18 protein-coding genes are annotated in these 17,628 nt (G+C 68.1%); 8 read left to right on the forward strand and 10 right to left on the reverse strand.

Going from position 1 to position 17,628, the window contains the following annotated elements:
* Positions 1-21 precede the first annotated feature (21 nt).
* Together BLU74_RS00990 and BLU74_RS00995 are read left to right on the forward strand one after the other, a co-directional pair.
* The gene (locus tag BLU74_RS00990; RefSeq protein WP_089764138.1) at positions 22-555 is read left to right on the forward strand and encodes an Rrf2 family transcriptional regulator; all 534 of its coding nucleotides are present in this window, start codon (positions 22-24) and stop codon (positions 553-555) included.
* A gap of 67 nt (positions 556-622) precedes the next feature.
* A complete protein-coding gene (locus BLU74_RS00995) occupies positions 623-1,054 on the forward strand; it encodes a hypothetical protein (protein ID WP_089764140.1) in 432 nt (143 codons plus the stop codon).
* A 16-nt stretch (positions 1,055-1,070) separates the two neighbouring features.
* Here the strand turns inward: BLU74_RS00995 and BLU74_RS01000 are convergent, their stop codons facing one another.
* Together BLU74_RS01000 and BLU74_RS01005 are read right to left on the reverse strand one after the other, a co-directional pair.
* Positions 1,071-1,886, reverse strand: coding sequence for a thioredoxin reductase (locus tag BLU74_RS01000; protein WP_089765209.1), 816 nt, complete (start codon positions 1,884-1,886; stop codon positions 1,071-1,073).
* Positions 1,887-1,957: 71 nt separating this feature from the next.
* Positions 1,958-2,842, reverse strand: coding sequence for a DUF7551 domain-containing protein (locus tag BLU74_RS01005; protein ID WP_089764143.1), 885 nt, complete (start codon positions 2,840-2,842; stop codon positions 1,958-1,960).
* Positions 2,843-2,954: 112 nt separating this feature from the next.
* Between BLU74_RS01005 and BLU74_RS01010 the strand changes: the two genes are divergently transcribed.
* Positions 2,955-3,488 (forward strand): SRPBCC family protein, encoded by a 534-nt coding sequence (locus tag BLU74_RS01010; RefSeq protein ID WP_089764145.1) that lies wholly within the window; start codon positions 2,955-2,957, stop codon positions 3,486-3,488.
* On the opposite strand, the gene BLU74_RS18720 is transcribed toward BLU74_RS01010, so the two are convergent.
* A complete protein-coding gene (locus tag BLU74_RS18720; protein ID WP_175454523.1) occupies positions 3,466-3,603 on the reverse strand; it encodes a hypothetical protein in 138 nt (45 codons plus the stop codon). The genes BLU74_RS01010 and BLU74_RS18720 overlap by 23 nt on opposite strands.
* On the opposite strand from BLU74_RS18720, the gene trkA reads away from it, so the two are divergent.
* Together trkA and BLU74_RS01020 are read left to right on the forward strand one after the other, a co-directional pair.
* On the forward strand, positions 3,590-4,927 hold the full coding sequence (gene trkA / locus BLU74_RS01015; RefSeq protein ID WP_089764147.1) for a Trk system potassium transporter TrkA: 1,338 nt from the start codon (positions 3,590-3,592) through the stop codon (positions 4,925-4,927). The two genes, BLU74_RS18720 and trkA, sit on opposite strands and share 14 nt — an antisense overlap.
* Before the next feature lie 72 nt (positions 4,928-4,999).
* On the forward strand, positions 5,000-6,601 hold the full coding sequence (locus BLU74_RS01020; RefSeq protein ID WP_089764149.1) for a TrkH family potassium uptake protein: 1,602 nt from the start codon (positions 5,000-5,002) through the stop codon (positions 6,599-6,601).
* Positions 6,602-6,655: 54 nt separating this feature from the next.
* On the opposite strand, the gene BLU74_RS01025 is transcribed toward BLU74_RS01020, so the two are convergent.
* The 4 genes from BLU74_RS01025 to gatC form a co-directional block, all read right to left on the reverse strand.
* Positions 6,656-8,314, reverse strand: a complete 1,659-nt coding sequence (locus BLU74_RS01025; protein WP_089764151.1) for a TrkH family potassium uptake protein — start codon at positions 8,312-8,314, stop codon at positions 6,656-6,658.
* Positions 8,314-8,994: a potassium channel family protein gene (locus BLU74_RS01030; RefSeq protein WP_089764153.1), complete on the reverse strand. Its 681-nt coding sequence runs from the start codon at positions 8,992-8,994 to the stop codon at positions 8,314-8,316. The genes BLU74_RS01025 and BLU74_RS01030 overlap by 1 nt, the downstream gene beginning before the upstream one ends.
* Positions 8,995-9,069: 75 nt before the next feature.
* Complete coding sequence (gene gatA / locus BLU74_RS01035) at positions 9,070-10,395, reverse strand: Asp-tRNA(Asn)/Glu-tRNA(Gln) amidotransferase subunit GatA (protein WP_089764155.1); 1,326 nt, start codon at positions 10,393-10,395, stop codon at positions 9,070-9,072.
* Positions 10,396-10,674, reverse strand: coding sequence for an Asp-tRNA(Asn)/Glu-tRNA(Gln) amidotransferase subunit GatC (gatC, locus tag BLU74_RS01040; RefSeq protein WP_089764158.1), 279 nt, complete (start codon positions 10,672-10,674; stop codon positions 10,396-10,398). It abuts the gene before it with no gap.
* Positions 10,675-10,812: 138 nt separating this feature from the next.
* Here gatC and BLU74_RS01045 point away from each other — a divergent pair, with 138 nt between their 5' ends.
* Together BLU74_RS01045 and BLU74_RS01050 are read left to right on the forward strand one after the other, a co-directional pair.
* Positions 10,813-12,618: a globin-coupled sensor protein gene (locus tag BLU74_RS01045; RefSeq protein ID WP_089764160.1), complete on the forward strand. Its 1,806-nt coding sequence runs from the start codon at positions 10,813-10,815 to the stop codon at positions 12,616-12,618.
* A gap of 51 nt (positions 12,619-12,669) precedes the next feature.
* Complete coding sequence (locus tag BLU74_RS01050) at positions 12,670-13,146, forward strand: NUDIX domain-containing protein (RefSeq protein ID WP_089764163.1); 477 nt, start codon at positions 12,670-12,672, stop codon at positions 13,144-13,146.
* 49 nt (positions 13,147-13,195) lie between these two features.
* Here the strand turns inward: BLU74_RS01050 and BLU74_RS01055 are convergent, their stop codons facing one another.
* Positions 13,196-14,365 (reverse strand): asparagine synthase C-terminal domain-containing protein, encoded by a 1,170-nt coding sequence (locus BLU74_RS01055; protein WP_089764166.1) that lies wholly within the window; start codon positions 14,363-14,365, stop codon positions 13,196-13,198.
* A complete protein-coding gene (locus BLU74_RS01060) occupies positions 14,365-15,048 on the reverse strand; it encodes a CehA/McbA family metallohydrolase (RefSeq protein WP_089764168.1) in 684 nt (227 codons plus the stop codon). The genes BLU74_RS01055 and BLU74_RS01060 overlap by 1 nt, the downstream gene beginning before the upstream one ends.
* A 154-nt stretch (positions 15,049-15,202) precedes the next feature.
* Here BLU74_RS01060 and purL point away from each other — a divergent pair, with 154 nt between their 5' ends.
* Complete coding sequence (gene purL, locus BLU74_RS01065; RefSeq protein WP_089764170.1) at positions 15,203-17,332, forward strand: phosphoribosylformylglycinamidine synthase subunit PurL; 2,130 nt, start codon at positions 15,203-15,205, stop codon at positions 17,330-17,332.
* A gap of 9 nt (positions 17,333-17,341) precedes the next feature.
* Here purL and BLU74_RS01070 read toward each other — a convergent pair whose 3' ends face one another.
* Positions 17,342-17,548: a DUF7550 family protein gene (locus BLU74_RS01070; RefSeq protein ID WP_089764173.1), complete on the reverse strand. Its 207-nt coding sequence runs from the start codon at positions 17,546-17,548 to the stop codon at positions 17,342-17,344.
* Positions 17,549-17,628: the final 80 nt, after the last annotated feature.

Here is a 17,628-nt window from a genome sequence, read left to right on the forward strand (position 1 = left end):
ATAGTTTCCTCACCATATACTATGGCGATACCCGAGTTGACGTCGAGTCAGAAGCGGATTCTCCGGTCGCTGGTCGACTTATCGAGTGAAAGCGAACGCGCGGTCCGAGGCGAACTGATCGCCGAGGACATCGACCGCAATCCCGGAACGATCCGTAACCAGATGCAGAGCCTCCGGGCGCTCCAGTTAGTCGAAGGGATTCCGGGGCCGAAAGGCGGGTACAAACCGACCGCGAACGCGTACGAAGCGCTCGACATCGAGGAGATGGACGAGGCCGCTCAGGTTCCGGTCGAGCGCAACGGCGGCGCGGTCGATGGCGTCAACGTCGAGGAGATCGACCTCGCGACCGTTCACCACCCCGACCTGTGCCGCGCGGCGGTAACGTTCCGTGGATCGGTTCGACGGTTCTCCGAGAGCGACCGCGTGACGGTCGGGCCGACGCCCTCGACTGGCCTCCGCCTGTCGGGGACCGTCGACGCCGTGAAAGCCGACGAGAGCACGCTGATCCTCAGCGTCGGGCAGATGAACACGGCCGCAGAGCAGTCGGCGGGCTAACGTCCCCCGCGAACTGCTGTGGGCCGAGCCGCGGGCGTTTAGTCGTTCGCTCGCGTACGCGGCGGCGATGACCGCACAACGCTGGTGGGTCCGACTGGCCGCTCGGTGGCTGGCCCGCGTCGACGGTGTCTCCGGGATGGTCAGACTGGCGATGCTGGGGATGACCGGGCTCTCGACCGCCACGATCACGCTCAGACAGTACGGACACGGCGAGTACGCCTGGCCCCTGATCGGGGTGACGCTCGGCGGCACGCTCGTGTTCACTTACTTCTACACCGAAGGCGGCGTCTGGAACCAGATGTCGCGCGACCGTCAGGACCTCTCGAGTAACTTCGCGAACCCGTCGATGCGGATGAACAACGAACTCCTGGCGCGCGCGGTGCTGGCCGCGCAAGAGCAGCGAGAGCTCACCGAGTCCGAGCGGGCGGCTATCAAGGCGGAACTCGACGACGCGTTCGAGGAGTACCGCGACGGGATCGAACTGGACGACGACCGGTGAGTCGGGCCGCGAGCGCTTACTCGTCCAGCCGACCCAGGTCGTCGGCGACGAGACTCGGGTGCGTCCGTTGCGGTTCGGGATGTGGTCCGTCGAAGGACCGCTGCAGTCGCTCGCGCGCCGCCGCACGCCGGCGCGCACGCTCGTCAGCGTCGATCTCCTCACAGCCCGGGGGGACGTCCCGACCGCGGTCGGTGAAGTAGCCCTCCGGGGTCACCCAGTCGTGGTAGTACGCTACCTCCGAGTCGTGGACGACTGTCAGACCGACTTCCGCGCCGTGACCGGCGGCGACGACTGCTTGGTGGTATTTCTCGGTGAGCCGCCCGGCGGCGTAGAGGCCCTCGACGGCCGTCCGGCCGAGTTCGTCGACGTCGACGTACTGCTTCGATCCCGCGCTGCGGATCTCGACATCGAGGCCGTCGAGATACGAGACGTCGGCCCACGACGCCGCGATAACAGCGTCGGCTCCGGCGGACCACTCGTCGACCGCGGCGTCGTCGGCGGCCGCGACGGTGACGTCGAAGCCGTCGCCGCTGATCGCGACGTCGGTGACGCGGCCCGACCGTCGGTGGACGTCGTTCTCGTCGGCCTGTTCGCGGAGCAGGTCCAGGAATCGGCGGGCGTCGATGCCGCCGGGGAAGCCGGGCATATTCTCGAGGTGCGCGTTGCGTGCGAGGATGCTTTCGGGCGCATCGACGACGAGCGTCCGAAGGCCGGCCCGAGCGGTGTAGGTCGCCGCGGTCAGCTCGGCGACGCCGCCGCCGACCACGACGACGGCTGCCCCGTCGTCGTGGGTCGGTCCGCCGGTCCGTGCGTCAGTATCCGAGGGTGACATACACGCCGAGACGCCGTCGGACCGAATGAGTGTCACGGTCGGCACCGCACAGACGCGGGTGCCGATCGGTCTCAACGGTCGGTGTTGCGGTCGTAGAGCCGTCGGTCGTTGCGAGCGTCGAGCGACGCCAGGCCCCCGGGCACCCGGTCCGGCTCGATACGGAGCTGCCAGGTGTGGTCGTCCAGTGGCGTCGCGTCGGCGAGGCGGAACGGCGTGGTCGGGAGCTGCCGGGCGAGAGCGATCGAGACGGGGAGCGTCGGCAGCCGTCCGGTTCGCTCTGCGAGCGCGTACCCGTCGAGTCTGATCCGCCACCCCGCCTCGTCCGCGGCCGACTCGACCGCGTGGGCGTCGAGAAAGCCGACCGCTTCGAGGTGATCGAGCGCCGCCTCCAGTCCCGCTGCCGGCCGTCCTGTGGTGTCGACGTCGTGACACCGGAGGGCCGACGCGGCGGATGCGACGACGGCGGTCTGCTCGCGACGGCCCGTGAGTCGAGCCAGTTCGCTCGTCACGCTCCACAACAGCGTGAGACAGAAGTCGTCGGGATCGGTGACGACTTCGGCGAGGGTCAGATACGTCTCCATCGCGGCCGATTCGACATCGCGGAGGCCGGCCGCCGAGAGGGCCTCGAACGTCGCGCCGGCGACGTCGTGACAGAAGGAGAGATAGCGCACCCGCTCGTCCGTGCGGTCCTCGATCACGTCCCCGCGCGGGGCGTCTTCCACGTCGTGGACTAGCGGTTCATAGAAGAGGACTTGCGGGTCGTACTGCCGGAGCGTCGCGCGGTACTCGCTGGCGGCGTCGGCTGCCTCGGCGGCCGTGTCGCGGTCGTCGAACCGCAGTCCGGTGACGGGCGAGGGCTCACAGCCCGTCCGTCCGCAGACCACGGCGTACGGACCGCGGGGCGTGGCCAGCGCGTCGACGTGACGGCGGATGTCGAGGAGGGTCGACCCGACCATCGACTTCGAAATGAATGCTCGATAACAAGTGCGTTCCGATGCGCGGCGAGTGGCCGTGGTGCCAGGTGTGACCGCCCGCAACGCTTTCGACGCCCCGGCCCCAGCGTCCGGCGTGGACGAACTCGTCGTCACCACTGTCGTCTACCTCCCCCCGGAGGAGACCTACGACTTTCTCATCGACTTCCCACGGTACGCGAAGTATTCCGAGCACCTCCGGACCGTCTCGCGGCGCAGCGGCGACGGCGGCGCGGGGACCCGGTACGCGCTGCGGTTCGCCTGGTGGAAGCTCACGTACACCGTCGAGTCCGAGGTGACCGAAGTCGAAAAACCGGAGACGATCGACTGGCGGATCGTCCGGAACCTCGACGCCAGCGGCCGCTGGGTCATCGAACCACTCGACGAAGTCCCGTCGGACGCCCCAGACGACGTGGACGCCGCGTCCCGGGTCTCGTTCGAGGTGGCCTACGATCCGGGATCCGCGAACGAGGGCGGACTCGACCTGCCACGCTTCGTTTCGTTCGGCTGGGTGCTCGACCGCCTCAAGCCCGCGATCGCAACCGAGGCCGAGCGCATCGTCGAGCGCGTCGTCGAGGACCTCGAGGGGACGCACAGACCCATCGATCTCACCGTCGAACGACGGTCCTGAGTTCGTCGTCGTCGAAGCCGCCGGGGGCGGTCGGATCGATGCCGAAAGATGGATACGCCCACGCGGGACACATCGGGACGAATGATTTCGGGTGATCGGCAGTGCGCGTAGTCATCATCGGTGCGGGCCAGGTCGGATCGAGTATCGCCGCCGACCTCGCCAGCGCGCACGAGGTAATCGTCGTCGACTGCGACGAGGAACGGACGGAGGAGCTGAACTACTCTCTCGACGTCCTGGGTGTAACTGGCGACGGGACCTCCGTGTCGACTCTCGAGGAGGCCGGCATCGGAGAGGCCGATATGGTGATCGCCTCCACCGACGACGACGAGACGAACATCGTCGTCTGCTCGACGGTGAAGGCCATCTCCGACGCGTTCACGATCGCTCGAGTGAAGAACACCGAGTATCTCCGGACGTGGGAGCGTTCCGAGCGCGCCTTCGGTGTCGACTTTATGGTCTGCACGAACCTGCTCGCCGCGGAGTCGATCGTCCGGATGATCGGCCTGCCGGCCGCCCGCGACGTCGATCCCTTCGCGGGCGGAAAGGTGCAGATGGCCGAATTCGAGGTCGACGAGGAGAGTCCAGTGGCGAATCAGACTGTCGCGGAGGCCGACCGCTTCGACTCGCTGACGTTCGTCGCCATTCTCAAGAACGGCTGCGTCGAGATCGCTCGTGGCGAGACGCTGATCGAGGTGGGCGACCGAGTCGTCGTCATCGGCTCGCCGGAGAGCGTCCGAGAGTTCGCCGGATCGGTCGCTCCCGAGGAATCTCAGGGGACCGCCGAGGAGGTCGTCATCGTCGGCGGCTCGGAGATCGGCTATCACGCCGCGCGGTTGCTGGAGTCTCGGGGCTTCAAACCGCGTCTGGTCGAACAGGACACCGATCGCGCGCGAGACCTCGCAGAGCGGCTCCCACAGACCGTCGTGATGGAGTCCGATGCGACGGACATCGAGTTCCTCGAGCGTGAGCACATCGGCGATGCCGACATCGTGATCGCCGCGCTGGACTCCGACGAGAAGAACCTCCTCGTGTCGCTGCTCGGTCGTCGGATGGGCGTCGAGCGGACGATCGCGATCATCGACACCAACGACTACGTCGAACTCTTCGAGACCGTCGGCGTCGACGTCGGCGTGAGCCCGCGCAGCGTCGTCGCCGAGGAGATCTCGCGGTTCACCCGCGAGGGAGAGGCCGAGAACGTCGCACTGATCGAGTCCGACAAGGCCGAAGTTCTCGAGATCGAGGTCGACGCCGAGAGCATTCTGGCCGACCGTCCGATTCACGAGTCGGTCGCCGATCTGCCCGACGGCGTCGTCATCGGTGCGATCACCCGCGATGCGGAGTTCATCACGCCCCGCGGCGACACCGTCGTCGAGGTGGGCGATCACGTCGTCGTCTTCGCCGACATCGACGTCGGAGAGGAAGTCGCCACCCGGCTGTAGCCGACCGGAGCGAGCAGACCTCGGACCGAAACATCTTCCCCCCGTGAGAGTATCCCTCCGCTCGTATCTCTGATGAAACTCCGCGTCGACGCCCGCGCCAGTCTCAGCCTCGTCGGGTCCGTGCTGAAGTACCTCGCGGTCCCGCTGTGTCTCCCGCTCGTCGTCGCGCTCTACTACGGGGATCCGGTCGCTCCGTTCGTCGCGACGATCGCACTGACCGTCGTCGCGGGGGTGGGCCTCGAACGGCTCGACCCCGACCCCGAGATCAGGCCCCGCGAGGGCTTTCTGATGGTGGCGGCGACGTGGCTCGCGGTCGCAATCGTGGCGGCGGTCCCGTACCTGATCGAGGCGCACGGCATCCCGATGGTAACGCAACCGATCAACCCCGAATCGACGCTCGGGAACCCCGCAAACGCCCTCTTCGAGGCGATGAGCGGCTTCACGACGACTGGGGCGACCGTGCTCGGCGAGATCTCGTTCGATGCGCACACGCGGTCGATTATGCTGTGGCGACAGCTCACCCAGTGGCTCGGCGGGATGGGGATCGTCGTGCTGGCGGTCGCGATCCTCCCCGAGCTGTCGGTCGGCGGTGCGCAGTTGATGGACGCCGAAGCGCCCGGCCCGGGCATCGAGAAGCTCACGCCGCGGATCGCCGAGACCGCACGCGCGCTGTGGGGGGCGTACCTCGGGCTGACCGTGTTGGAGATCGTCCTGCTCTACTCGCTCAACGTCGCCGGGGTCGATCAGGCGATGACGCTCTACAACGCCGTCGCGCACGGGCTGACGACGATGCCGACGGGCGGGTTCTCGCCGGAGGCGCGGAGTATCGAGGCGTTCAGCGCGACGGCGCAGTGGATCATCATCCCCTTCATGGTCGCCGCCGGGACGAACTTCGCCCTGTTCTGGCACGTCCTGACCGGCGATCCGCGGCGGCTGTTCGGCGACTCCGAGTTCAAGTTCTACGTCGGAGCGATGGGGACGCTCACCGCGGTCATCGCCGGGATCCTGTTCGCCGGCGGACTAGTGGGTGCCGCGCCGGCCGGCGAGACGTTCGACGCCGCGTACCTGGAGACTGTCCGGGCGCAAATCGTCGGCCAGGTGGAGCCGTCGCTTCGGTACGCCGCGTTCCAGGCCGTCTCGATCGTGACCACGACGGGGTACGCGAATATGGACTTCAACGCGTGGGGCCCGCCCGCACAGTATCTGCTGCTCTTCGCGATGTTCATCGGCGGATCAGCCGGGTCGACCGGTGGCGCGGTGAAGATCGTCCGCTGGTACGTCATCCTCAAATCGATCCGCCGCGAGCTGTTCACGACTGCCCACCCTGAGGCGATCCGCCCGGTTCGCCTCGGTGGCCGGACGATCGACGAGAACGCCGTTCGGGGTATCTACAGCTTTACGCTCCTGTATATCGTGATCTTCTTCGTGGGTGCGGGGCTGTTGTTCCTCGATTCGCTCCGGATCGGCCCGACGCTGTCGGTCCTCGAGGTCCTCTCGGCGACGGCGGCGACGCTCGGGAACGTCGGTCCGGGATTCGGCATCGTCGGACCGATGGGGAGTTATCTCGCGTTCTCGGACGCGTCGAAGTACTTTATGGTGGGGCTGATGTGGATCGGGCGGCTGGAGATCATCCCCGTCTTGGTGCTGCTGACGTCCGAGTACTGGACGCGATGATCGATCGAGGGTCCGGGGTAGGCCCGAGAGGTCGTCTCGGTCGACCGCCGTGCCCTACGGATCGAGTCCGTAGAGCAGCGACCGAGCGAAGACGAGGATCGGGATGATCTCCAATCGACCGACCCACATATTCAGGAGGAACATCGCCTCGGCGACCGGATGCATCGTCGGACCAGTGATCCCCGCCGAGAGGCCGACGTTCCCCTGTGCCGACGCCACCTCGAAGAGCGCGTCGGCGTAGGTGAAGTCCGGACCGGCGAGGTTGACGAGGACGATGCTGGAGGCGAGCAGCACCACGAGCCACAGCAAGGTGACGATGGCCGCTTCGGAGAACTCCCGCTCCATTCCTTCCCGGTCGAGCCGCCGACCGTTGAGTTGAGTCCCGACGACTGCGCTGGCGGGGAGAAACACGCGTCGGAACTGCCACCGGATACCGCGGCCGATGACGTAGCCGCGAATGATCTTGATCCCGCCGACCGTCGAGCCGGCGGCTCCGCCGAGCGTCATCGCGCCGGCGATCAGCACTTTCGCGCCGGCGGTCCACCGACCGATCGGCGCGGACTGGAACCCGGTGCACGTGAGCGCGCTGATCCACTGGAACGTCGAATCGCGGACGGCATCCGCGACGATCGGATCGACCGCACCGCCGACGTCGAGTGTGCCCGTCGCGACGAACGCTCCTTCGACGGACGGAATCGAGACGAGGTTCTGGACGGACAGCGCCAGCACGCCGAGACCGAGAAGCAAGAAGAGCCACCGGGTCTGGAGGTCCGAGACGAGTTCCCCGAGATCGCGCTCGGAGAGGATCGTGTAGTGGACTGGAAACGCGATCGCGCCGAGCGCCATCACCGGGAGGAGAACGGTCTCGATGAGCGGTGAGTCGTAGGTCGCGATCGAGTTGTCCGTGACGGAGAACCCGCCGGTCGAGAGGCCGGTCATCGCGTGATTGAGTGCCTGCCAGGCGGCCTCCCACAGCGGGAGTTGCGAGCCGAAGGGGGAGAGTCTGATCGCGACGAACAGCACGAGAATCGAGACCGCAGTGTAGCCGAGAAAGAGCTTCCAGACGGTTCGGACCGTCGAGACGATGCTGGGGTGGATCTTCTCTTCGCGCGTCTCCGAACGGTAGAGCGCGTAGCTCCCGCTCCCGGGGCGGGCGAGGATCGAGACCGTGAGGACGATCACGCCGACGCCGCCGACCCACTGGATGAGCGATCGCCACCACTGGATCGTCCGCGGCAGCGACGGCTCGTGGACGGCCATCGTGAGCCCGCTGCCCGTCCACCCGCTCATACTCTCGAAGAACGCGTGCAGCGGGTTCGCGAAGTACGCGAGACTCGACTGACCGTAGGACGCCCCCGCCGGGACGTACGACGCGGCGACCTCTGCGGGGACGAACACCGCCGCGAGAAAGAAGGGGAGCGACCCGAAGGCAGCAGTCATCAGCCAGCCGCTCGCGGCGATGATCATCCCGTGTTTCATCCGGGGATCGGGCGCGTCGGCGAACGCGCGGCGTGCGCCCAGTCCGACGACGGCCGTGACCCCGCCCGCGAGGGCGAACGCCAGCGCGACGTACCACTCGCCGAAGAGGGCCGCGACCACGGTACTGAGGGTCATCAACGTGGCTTCCATCGTGAGCAGCGACCCGACGTCGTGGGCGATCGTCGCCAGGTCTGTCGGCCAGCCGCTGACGGTTCGAGATCGCGGCCGCGGCATCAGTGATCCTCGAAGTGGCCGAAGACGTCCGTGACGTCCGGCGTCGCGCCCTCGGCCGAGTAAACCGTCAGGAGGTCACCACTTTCGATTACGGTCGAACCGCGCGGGGTGATCGGGTTGCCGGTCCCGTCGCGCTCGATCGCGACGACGAGCATATCGCTCCGGAGGTGGTCCGCCTCGGCGGCCTCCCGGATCGACATCCCCGCGATCGGCGCGCCGTCGTCGACGCGGATCTCGAAGACCTCCGCCTCGTCGCCGATGCGCATATAATCGACGATGGACGGCCGCTTGACGGCGCGGTAGAGGTACTCCGCGATCAGTCGCTGCGGGTTCTCCATCGTGTTCACGCCGATCTGACGGTAGAGACTCATATGCTCGGGGTTGTGAACGACCGAGACGATGTTCGGAATGTCGAGTTCCTTCGAGAGCAGGCACACCATCACGTTCGTCGCGTCCTGATCCGTCGTCGAGATGAGCGCGTCTGCCCGGTCGGCCCCGGCGTCGACAAGCGTTTCCTTTGCGGTCGCGTCGTCATGCAAGACGAGACAGTCGAACGCGGACGCCGCGGCCTCTGCCTTGGTCTCATCGTTCTCGATGACGACGACCTCGTTCCCGCCCTCGGCCGCGATCTCGATGAGCGGCGTGCCGATGTTCCCGGCACCGACGACGATGATGTACATTCGAACTCAGTCAACGATCCAGCGGGCAGCGTTGAAAACGTACCGCTACGCCCCCGGGCGACTCACCGGCAGCGGTCAGTCTTCGGCTGCCGAGGCGGCCCGGACGATCGCTTCCTCGCCGAACTTCGGGCCGATCAACTGGAGGCCGACCGGGAGGCCGTCGGCCTCGCCAGCGGGCACCGAGATGGCGGGGAGGTTCGCGAGGTTCACCGGGACCGTGTTGGCGTCCATCAGATACAGTTGCAGCGGGTCGTCGAGGCTCTCGCCCAGCGCCGGCGGCAACACGGGCATCGTCGGCGTCGCCAGCACGTCCGCGTGCTCGAAGGCCTCGTCGAAGTCGCGTTTCACCCACGCGCGGGCGTCCTGCGCCTTCTTGTAGTACTTGTCGTGGTAGCCCGCCGAGAGGGCGTAGGTGCCGAGCAGGATCCGGCGCTTGACCTCCTCGCCGAAGCCCTCCTCGCGGGCGCGGGCGAAGGCGTCGTTCCAGTTGCCCTCGTAGCCGCCCGACTGGCCGTACCTCACGCCGTCGAAGCGTGCGAGGTTCGAGGAGGCCTCCGACATCGCGATCACGTAGTACGCCTGGACCGCGTGCTCCAGCGAGTCGAGCGACACCTCGACCGTCTCAGCGCCCTGCGCACGGAGGTCGTCGAGAGACGCCTCGAACGTCTCGACGACGCGGTCGTCTGCGCCCTCGAGAAGGTCGGTGATCACGCCGATCGTGGTCCCGTCGACGTCGCCGTCGGCCGCGGCCGCGTAGTCGGCGTCCGTCGCGGGATGATCGGCGTCGGACTCCGCGGCCGAATCGTCGGGGCCGCCACCGCTCGCGTTGAAGCGGGTCGTCGCATCGTGCGGGTCGGGTCCCGAGATCACGTCCAGGAGCGCCGCGGCGTCCGCGACCGTGTTGGCGATCGGCCCGATCTGCTCTAAGGAGTTGGCGTAGGCGACGAGGCCGTACCGGGAGACGAGTCCGTAGGTCGGCTTGATGCCGACGACGCCGCAGAACGCGGCGGGGTTGCGGACCGAGCCCCCGGTGTCCGAACCGAGCGCGAGGTCCGCCTCGCCGGCGGCGACGGCGGCCGCCGACCCGCCCGAGGATCCGCCCGGAACGTGGTCCTCGTTGACGGGGTTCTTGACCGCGCCGAAAGCAGACGTCTCGGTGGTGCCGCCCATCCCGAACTCGTCCATATTTGCCTTGCCGACGATGGTCGCCCCGGCGTCCTTCAGCCGCTCGACGACGGTCGCGTCGTACGGCGGGACGTAGGAGTCCAGCATCGCCGACCCGCACGTCGTCCGGACGCCCTCGGTGCTGATGTTGTCTTTGACCGCGACGGTCTGACCCGAGAGCGGGCCGTCGGCGTCGGGGTCGATCTCCGCTTCGGTGATGAACGCGTTCAGGCTCATCTACGACACCCGCGGTCCCTTGAAGAAGCCGTCCTCGGTCTCCTCGGCGTTCTGCAGCGCCTCTGCCTGATCGAGGCCGTCGGTAACCTCGTCGGGGCGCATCACGTTCACCAGGTCCGCCTCACTCTCGACTTCGGGCACTTCGTCCAGCGCCTCGAAGTACTCGAGGATCTCCGCGAACTGCGTCGTGAACGCGTCGACTTCGTCGTCAGCGAGGTCGACGCGCGCCAGTTCGGCGACGTGTTCGACCTCCTCGGCGTCGACGGGCGTCTCGCTCATACCCGTGAGGAACCGTGGACTGGGAGTAAGCGTTTCGGTGCGGGCCGAACCCGGACGCACCGCCCGGTCGCACGGTGTGGTTATCACGGCTGATCTTCGGGGTAGAAGTGTTATTACGCGTGCGTGAGAGGAAATCGTATGGATTCACTCGTCGACGGCCCAACGATCGGTACGGGTACTTCTGCAGAGCAGCTTGCCGCCGAGATCGGACTGACCAGCGAGGAGATCGCGTGGCGGAAGGAGTTTATCGACTTCTCCGCGGAAGACGAACGCCGCGTGGCCGATCTCGACGACCTCGTCGAGTCGAATATGGACGCCCTGGTCGAGTCGTTCGTCGGCCCCGTCTTCGGGCACGACCGAACGAAAGAGATTGTGGACCGCTCGCCGCGAACCGAGTCGGATCTCGAGGCGATCGTCGAGGGGTATATGCGGATGGTCACCGGCGGGCAGTACGACACCGAGTACTTCACCCACCGGACGCGGATCGGTCGCCTCCACGACCGTCTGGAGATGCCGCTTCACTACTTCGGGGGGATGTTCGCGAACCTCCTCAGCACGTTCTTCGAGACGCTGCAGCAGCGAACGATCGACGCCGCGACAGCGGAACTGGACGCCGACGACGCGGCGACAGTCGAGGAAGCCATCACGGACGGCTTCCGCGACTCGATGGCGGTGACGCGGATCCTCAACCTCGATATGCAGGTCGTCAACGACACGTACCTTCACTCGTACTCCGCGGACCTCCGAGAGGAGATCGAGCGCTCGCGCGAACTCCGCGCGGAGATCGGCGATTCGGTCGCGACGCTGCGGACCGAGGCCAACGGCGCGGCGCAGAGCGCCGATCGGATCGACTCGCTGGCCGAGGAGCAGTCCGAGCACACCGAAGACATCGCGGGCAAGGTGTCGACGCTCTCGGCGACGATCGAGGAGATCGCCTCGACCGCCGATCAAGTCTCCTCGCGGAGCGGAGAGGCCGAGACCCTCGCGACTGACGGGCTGGAGGCGGCCGCGGTGGCCGAAGACGAGATGCAGGAACTCGACGACGAGCGGGCGGAGATCATGGACGAGGTCGACGAACTGGTCGACGCCGTCGACGAGATCGACGAGATCGTCGAAGTGATCAACGACATCGCAGACCAGACGAACCTGCTCGCGCTCAACGCCTCGATCGAGGCCGCGCGCGCCGGCGAAGCGGGCTCGGGGTTCGCCGTCGTCGCCGACGAGGTGAAATCGCTGGCCAACGAGTCGAAAGCGCAGGCCGAACGCGTCGAGGAGATGATCGACACCGTCACCGCGCGGATCGACCGAACGGCGACCGGCCTCGACGAGGTCGGCGAGAGCATCGACGGCGCGCTCGAGAGCGTTGACGAATCGGTCGATACGCTCGAGGGAATCGTCGACGCGGTCGAAGAGACGTCCGACGGCATCGACGAGGTCGCCCGGGCGGCCGACGAACAGGCCGAGGCCAGTTCCGACATCGCCCGCGTCGTCGACGAGGCGGCCGAACACGCCACCGAAGTCGCCGCCGAGGTCGACGTCATCGCGGACAACATCCGGTCACAGTCCGAGACCGCCGACGAGGTCGACGCCGCGCTCTCAGAGTTGCAGTCCGGCACGTCCCGCATCGAGGACAGCGGCGATCAGGTCCGATCGGCGACCGACGGCGGGCTGCAGGTCGACGGAGCCGACAGCGATGACGGACTCGATCCCTTCACCAACGCCGACCCCGTCAGCGACGGCGAGGCCGACAGCGGTCGTCGCGAGCACGACGGGGCGGGGGACACGCGAGCGACCGCGACCGCGAACGATCACATCGGCGGGATGAGCGACGCGGAACTCCGCGCGGCGCTGCCCGACGGGATTCCCGAGGCCATCCGGTCACAACTCTCGCGGGAGAAGATGGAGTCGATCGTTCGACAGAGCCGCGGCGCCGGCAGTCGGTGAACTCGCAGCGCGGATAGTAAGAGACACCACGACGCCGCCGCAGGGACGGATATGGAGACGACGCGGCATTTCACGGCCACGGTCTACATCGTCGAGAGCGGCGCGGTCGCGCTGCACCGCCACGACGGACTCGGAATCCGGATCCCCCCTGGCGGCCACGTCGACCGCGACGAAGTCCCCCACGAGGCCGGCCTGCGGGAGGTCTACGAGGAGACCGGTCTCGACGCGGAACTGCTCGATCACGCCGAACCGGTCGACGCGCCGGCGGGCGAACACCTCCCGCAGCCCCGCCACCAGATGCTCTACGACATCAACGTTCACGACGGCGGACACGTCGGTCACCAGCACATCGACCACATCTACTACGCCCGTGTCGCGTCACGGGAGATCGACCCTGCGGGCGACGACGAGGCCGGCCCCGAGGCCTGGGCGTGGTACGACGAGACGGCGCTCAGGGAGTCCGACCTCGACGCCGACACCGTCCAGTTCGCGCTGGAGGCGATCGAAGCCGCGGCCGACGCTGAGTAAGCGGACGCACAGCATAACGCGACCTCGCACGACCGGATCCCGCTTCGCGTCAGACGTCTGCGACCAGCGACTCGACGTACCGCTCGACGTGGTTGTCCATCCGGCGCTTGAAGCCGGCCTGCCGAGCCAGTCGGTCCAGTTCGCGGGAGACGTAGGTGCCGTACTGGACCGCCTTCTTGTCGGCCGTCCGGACCGTGTCGGGGACGAGTCCGCGCGCCGCCTCCCGGAGTGCGACCTTCCGCGTCTCGCCGTCGACGAGCAGCGATTCCGGGAGCCGCAGCGCCGCCGCGACGACGTCGTCGTGCAGCAGCGGCGTGACGGGCTCGACGCCGCCCAACCGAATCGCCAGCACGTCGCGTTCGGCCTGCTCGGGGATCGTCCCGAGGAGTTCTCGCCGAGCGCCCCTGACGGAGTCGGCGTCGACGCGGGGGTCCTCGGGGGCCTTCTGCACCTTCGCGTAGCCCCCGAACAGTTCGTCGGCCCCCTGGCCGAGCGCGAGGCGGTCGTAGCCGTCGGCGGCGACGCGCTCGGCGACCAAGAACAGCGGCAGCGCGATCGAGAGGTCCATCGGATTCGTCCGGCCGAAGGCGTCGACGAGCCGTGGGACCGCCTCGCGAAGAGCCGCGTGGTCGAGTTCGACGACGCGGAGGTCGCGGTCCATCGCCGTGGCCGCGTCGCGAGCGGCGGCGACGTCGTGACACCCCTCGAATCCGGCCACGTAGCAGGGCGCGTCGGGGACGCCGGCCGCGACGAGGCCGGAGTCGACGCCGCCCGAGAAGGCGACCGCGACGTCGTCGTTTCCGGCCCCGGCGGCCCCGTCCTCACCGTCCGCTCCGACGGCCCGCGTCCGTTCGCGCACTGCGTCGCGGACGGCAGCGAGCGCGGCCTCGCGGTCGGCCGCGGGCGATGGGTCGGGGAGCGTCCACTGCGCATCGACGCTCTCGGGGGCGGTCCCGACCCGTGCGACGGTTCCCGCCGGGACCGAGACGGGATCGTCGAGACTGGTCGGCACGAAGGACCACCGGGCGGGATCCGCCGCGTCGACGAAGAGGGGGCGACGGCCGAGCACGTCGCGGACGAGGTACTCGTCCACCTCACCCGCAAACCCGGCGGTCCCGAGAAGCGGCGCTCCGGTGTCGAGTGCGTCGCGGACGAGTGCCGGCGACGCACCGTCGAGCCGTGACGCGGCTCCCGGGGCGGAATCGGAAACGTGAGGCATTACACGAGGTCCGAGACGGTGCGCTTGATTCGGCGCTTGACACCGCCGCCGAACTGGCGGAAGGAGATCCGCCAGGGCGTGCGGCGGCCGACGACGCTGGTCTGTCCGTCGACGATGGCGTCGAGGATCCCGCCGACGGAGCGGTCGTCGGTGCCGACTTCGGTGACGGCCTGCCCGACCATCTCCCCGATGTGGGCGTCGCTGCCGGCGGTCATCGGCAGCCCTCGGGCGGTCGCGAAGCGCTCGGCCTTCCGGTTGGCCCAACCGGTGAACAGCCGGGAGTTGTACACCTCGACGGCGTCGGCGGCCGCGAGTTGGTCGCGACTGACGTGCGCCGCGACGCCGTGTCGCGAGGACTGAAACGGGTGCGGAACGACGGCGATCCCCCCCTGGTCGTGGATGCGGTCGAGCGTCTCGTCGTAGGAGAGGCCCGCCGGGACGAGTTCCTCGATCCCGAACGCGAGGACGTGGCCAGCCGCCGACGTGACTTCCATCGCCGGGATGCCGACGAGTCCGTATTCGGCGGCCTTCTCGGCCGCTTCGAGGCTCGCGTCGATCTCGTCGTGATCGGTGATCGCGAGCGCGTCGAGGCCGACCGCCTCTGCCTGCGCTAAGAGCAGGTCGACCGGATCGCGGCCGTCGTACGACAGCGACGAGTGCGCGTGCAACTCGACCGATAGCACGGGTGGGGGTAGTGACCGGGATTAAAAAAGCGACCCGGTCCGCGTCCGCGGGAAACGGCCGTGTGCGAACCGCCACCGACGACAGATCCTCGCGACGATACACGTCCGTGCACACAGAAAAGCATTAATCGAACCTTCTTGAACAGGGAAGTGAATGAGCCTGCCGGACTCCGACCGCGAACTCGTCACGGCCGAACTCGGGCGCGACCCCACCCCGACGGAGGCCGCACTCTTCGAGAACCTCTGGAGCGAACACTGCGCGTATCGCTCGTCGCGGCCCCTCCTCTCGGCGTTCTCCTCGGAGGGCGACCAGGTCGTCGTCGGCCCCGGCGACGACGCCGCCGTCGTGCGCCTCCCCGACAACGACGGCGACAGCGACGCGGAGACGTACGTCACGATGGGGATCGAGAGCCACAACCACCCGTCCTACGTCGATCCCTACGACGGCGCGGCGACGGGCGTCGGCGGGATCGTTCGGGACACGCTCTCGATGGGGGCCTACCCGATCGCGCTCGCAGACAGTCTCTACTTCGGCGACTTCGACCGCGAACACACCCGCTATCTGCTCGAGGGCGTCGTCGAGGGCATCTCCGATTACGGCAACGCGATCGGCGTCCCGACAGTCGGGGGCAGCGTCGAGTTCCACGACGACTATGAGGGCAATCCGCTCGTCAACGTGGCCTGCGTCGGACTCGTCGACGAGGAGCGCCTCGTCACCGCCGAGGCACAGGAGGCCGGCAACAAACTCGTCCTCCTGGGCAACGCCACCGGCCGGGACGGTCTCGGGGGCGCGTCGTTCGCGAGCGAGGATCTCGCCGAGGACGCCGAGACCGAGGATCGCCCCGCAGTCCAGGTGGGCGACCCCTACTCGGAGAAGTTGCTCATCGAAGCGAACGAAGAACTCGTCGACGACGGCCTCGTCCAGGCCGCACGGGACCTCGGCGCGGCCGGTCTCGGCGGCGCCTCCTCCGAACTCGTCGCGAAAGGCGGACTCGGCGCTGACATCGAACTCGAACGGGTCCACCAGCGCGAGCCGAATATGAACGCACTGGAGATCGTGCTCGCCGAGTCCCAAGAGCGGATGTGCTATGAGGTCCGTCCCGAGGACGTCGAGGCGGTGGAAGCGATCGCCGCGAAGTACGATCTCGGCTATTCGATCATCGGCGAGGTGACCGCGGGCAACTACGTCTGTACGTTCGAGGGCGAGACTGTCGTCGACGTACCGGCGGAGTTCCTCGCCGACGGCGCGCCGATGAACGATCTCGCAACGGTCGAACCGAGCCAGCCGAGTCGCGATCGGCCCGACGTGGATCTCCAGTCCGCGTTCGAGGCGGTCGTCGGCGCGCCAAACACCGCGTCGAAGCGCTGGGTCTACCGCCAGTACGACCACGAGGTCGGGGCGCGGACCGCCCGCAAGCCCGGCGACGACGCGGCGCTGCTCGCCGTCCGCGAGGCCGGGACCGGCGTCGCGCTCTCGTCTGGCGCGGTGCCAGCCTGGACCGACTGTGCGCCCTACGACGGCGCGCGGGCGGTTGCACTGGAGAACGCGACCAACCTCGCGGCGAAGGGCGCGACGCCGCTGGCCGCAGTCGATTGCCTCAACGGTGGAAACCCCGAGAAACCGGAGGTGTACGGGCGCTTCAGCGCGATCGTCGATGGCCTCGCGGATATGTGCCGCGAGCTATCGATTCCGGTGGTCGGCGGCAACGTCTCGCTGTACAACGACTCCGTCGCCGGACCGATTCCGCCGACCCCGACGCTCGCGGTGCTCGGGGCGAAGGCCGGCTACGACGCCCCCCCGACAGCGCTCGACGGGAGCGGGACCCTGCTGCTCGTGGGCCGCGGCAGCGACGCGCTCGGCGGCTCCGAGCTACTCGCTCAGGAGGGAGGCTCCGACACGTTCCCGACCCTCCCCGAAAACGCGGGCGACGTCGTCGCAGCGCTCGCGGCCGTCGCGAACGACGACGCGACGCTCGCGGTCCACGACGTGAGCAACGGTGGGCTGGCCGTCACGCTGGCCGAGATGATCACGTCGGCGGCGGGCGCGGACGTCGCCGTCGACGACGCGGTCGCGCTGTTCGAGGAGACGCCCGGCCGCGCAGTCGTCGAGACCGCCGATCCGGCGGCGGTCGAGGCGGCCTTCGACGGCATCGCACCGGTCACGACGCTGGGCGAGGCGACCGACGACGGGACGCTCCGGCTGTCGGTCGGCGACGAGAACCTGGCCGTCGACGCCGAGGCGATCGCGTCGCTACGGGACGTGCTCGCGTCGGAGTTGGACTGAGAACGGCGTTCAGAGGAGGAGCGGGACGCCGAAGGCGACAGCCAGGCCGACGACGAGGACGAGGAGACCCGTCGTGACCTGACTCATTCCGAAGTCCTGCATCGGCGAGGTGACGCGGCCGTCGTCGTCTCCGTGGCCGTGGCCACCGTGGTCGTGGCCGTCCCCGTGATCGTGCGCTTCGTCGCTGTGGCCGCCGTGGTCCTCGTGGTCGCTCATATTCGAGCGGTCGCGTGCCGACTACTAAAACGCTCTTGAATCGTCGAGTCCGGAGACACGGGGGCGAACAGGCGACACCG

Origin of the sequence: Halobellus clavatus (assembly GCF_900107195.1) — an archaeon.
GTDB classification, from domain to species: domain Archaea; phylum Halobacteriota; class Halobacteria; order Halobacteriales; family Haloferacaceae; genus Haloquadratum; species Haloquadratum clavatum.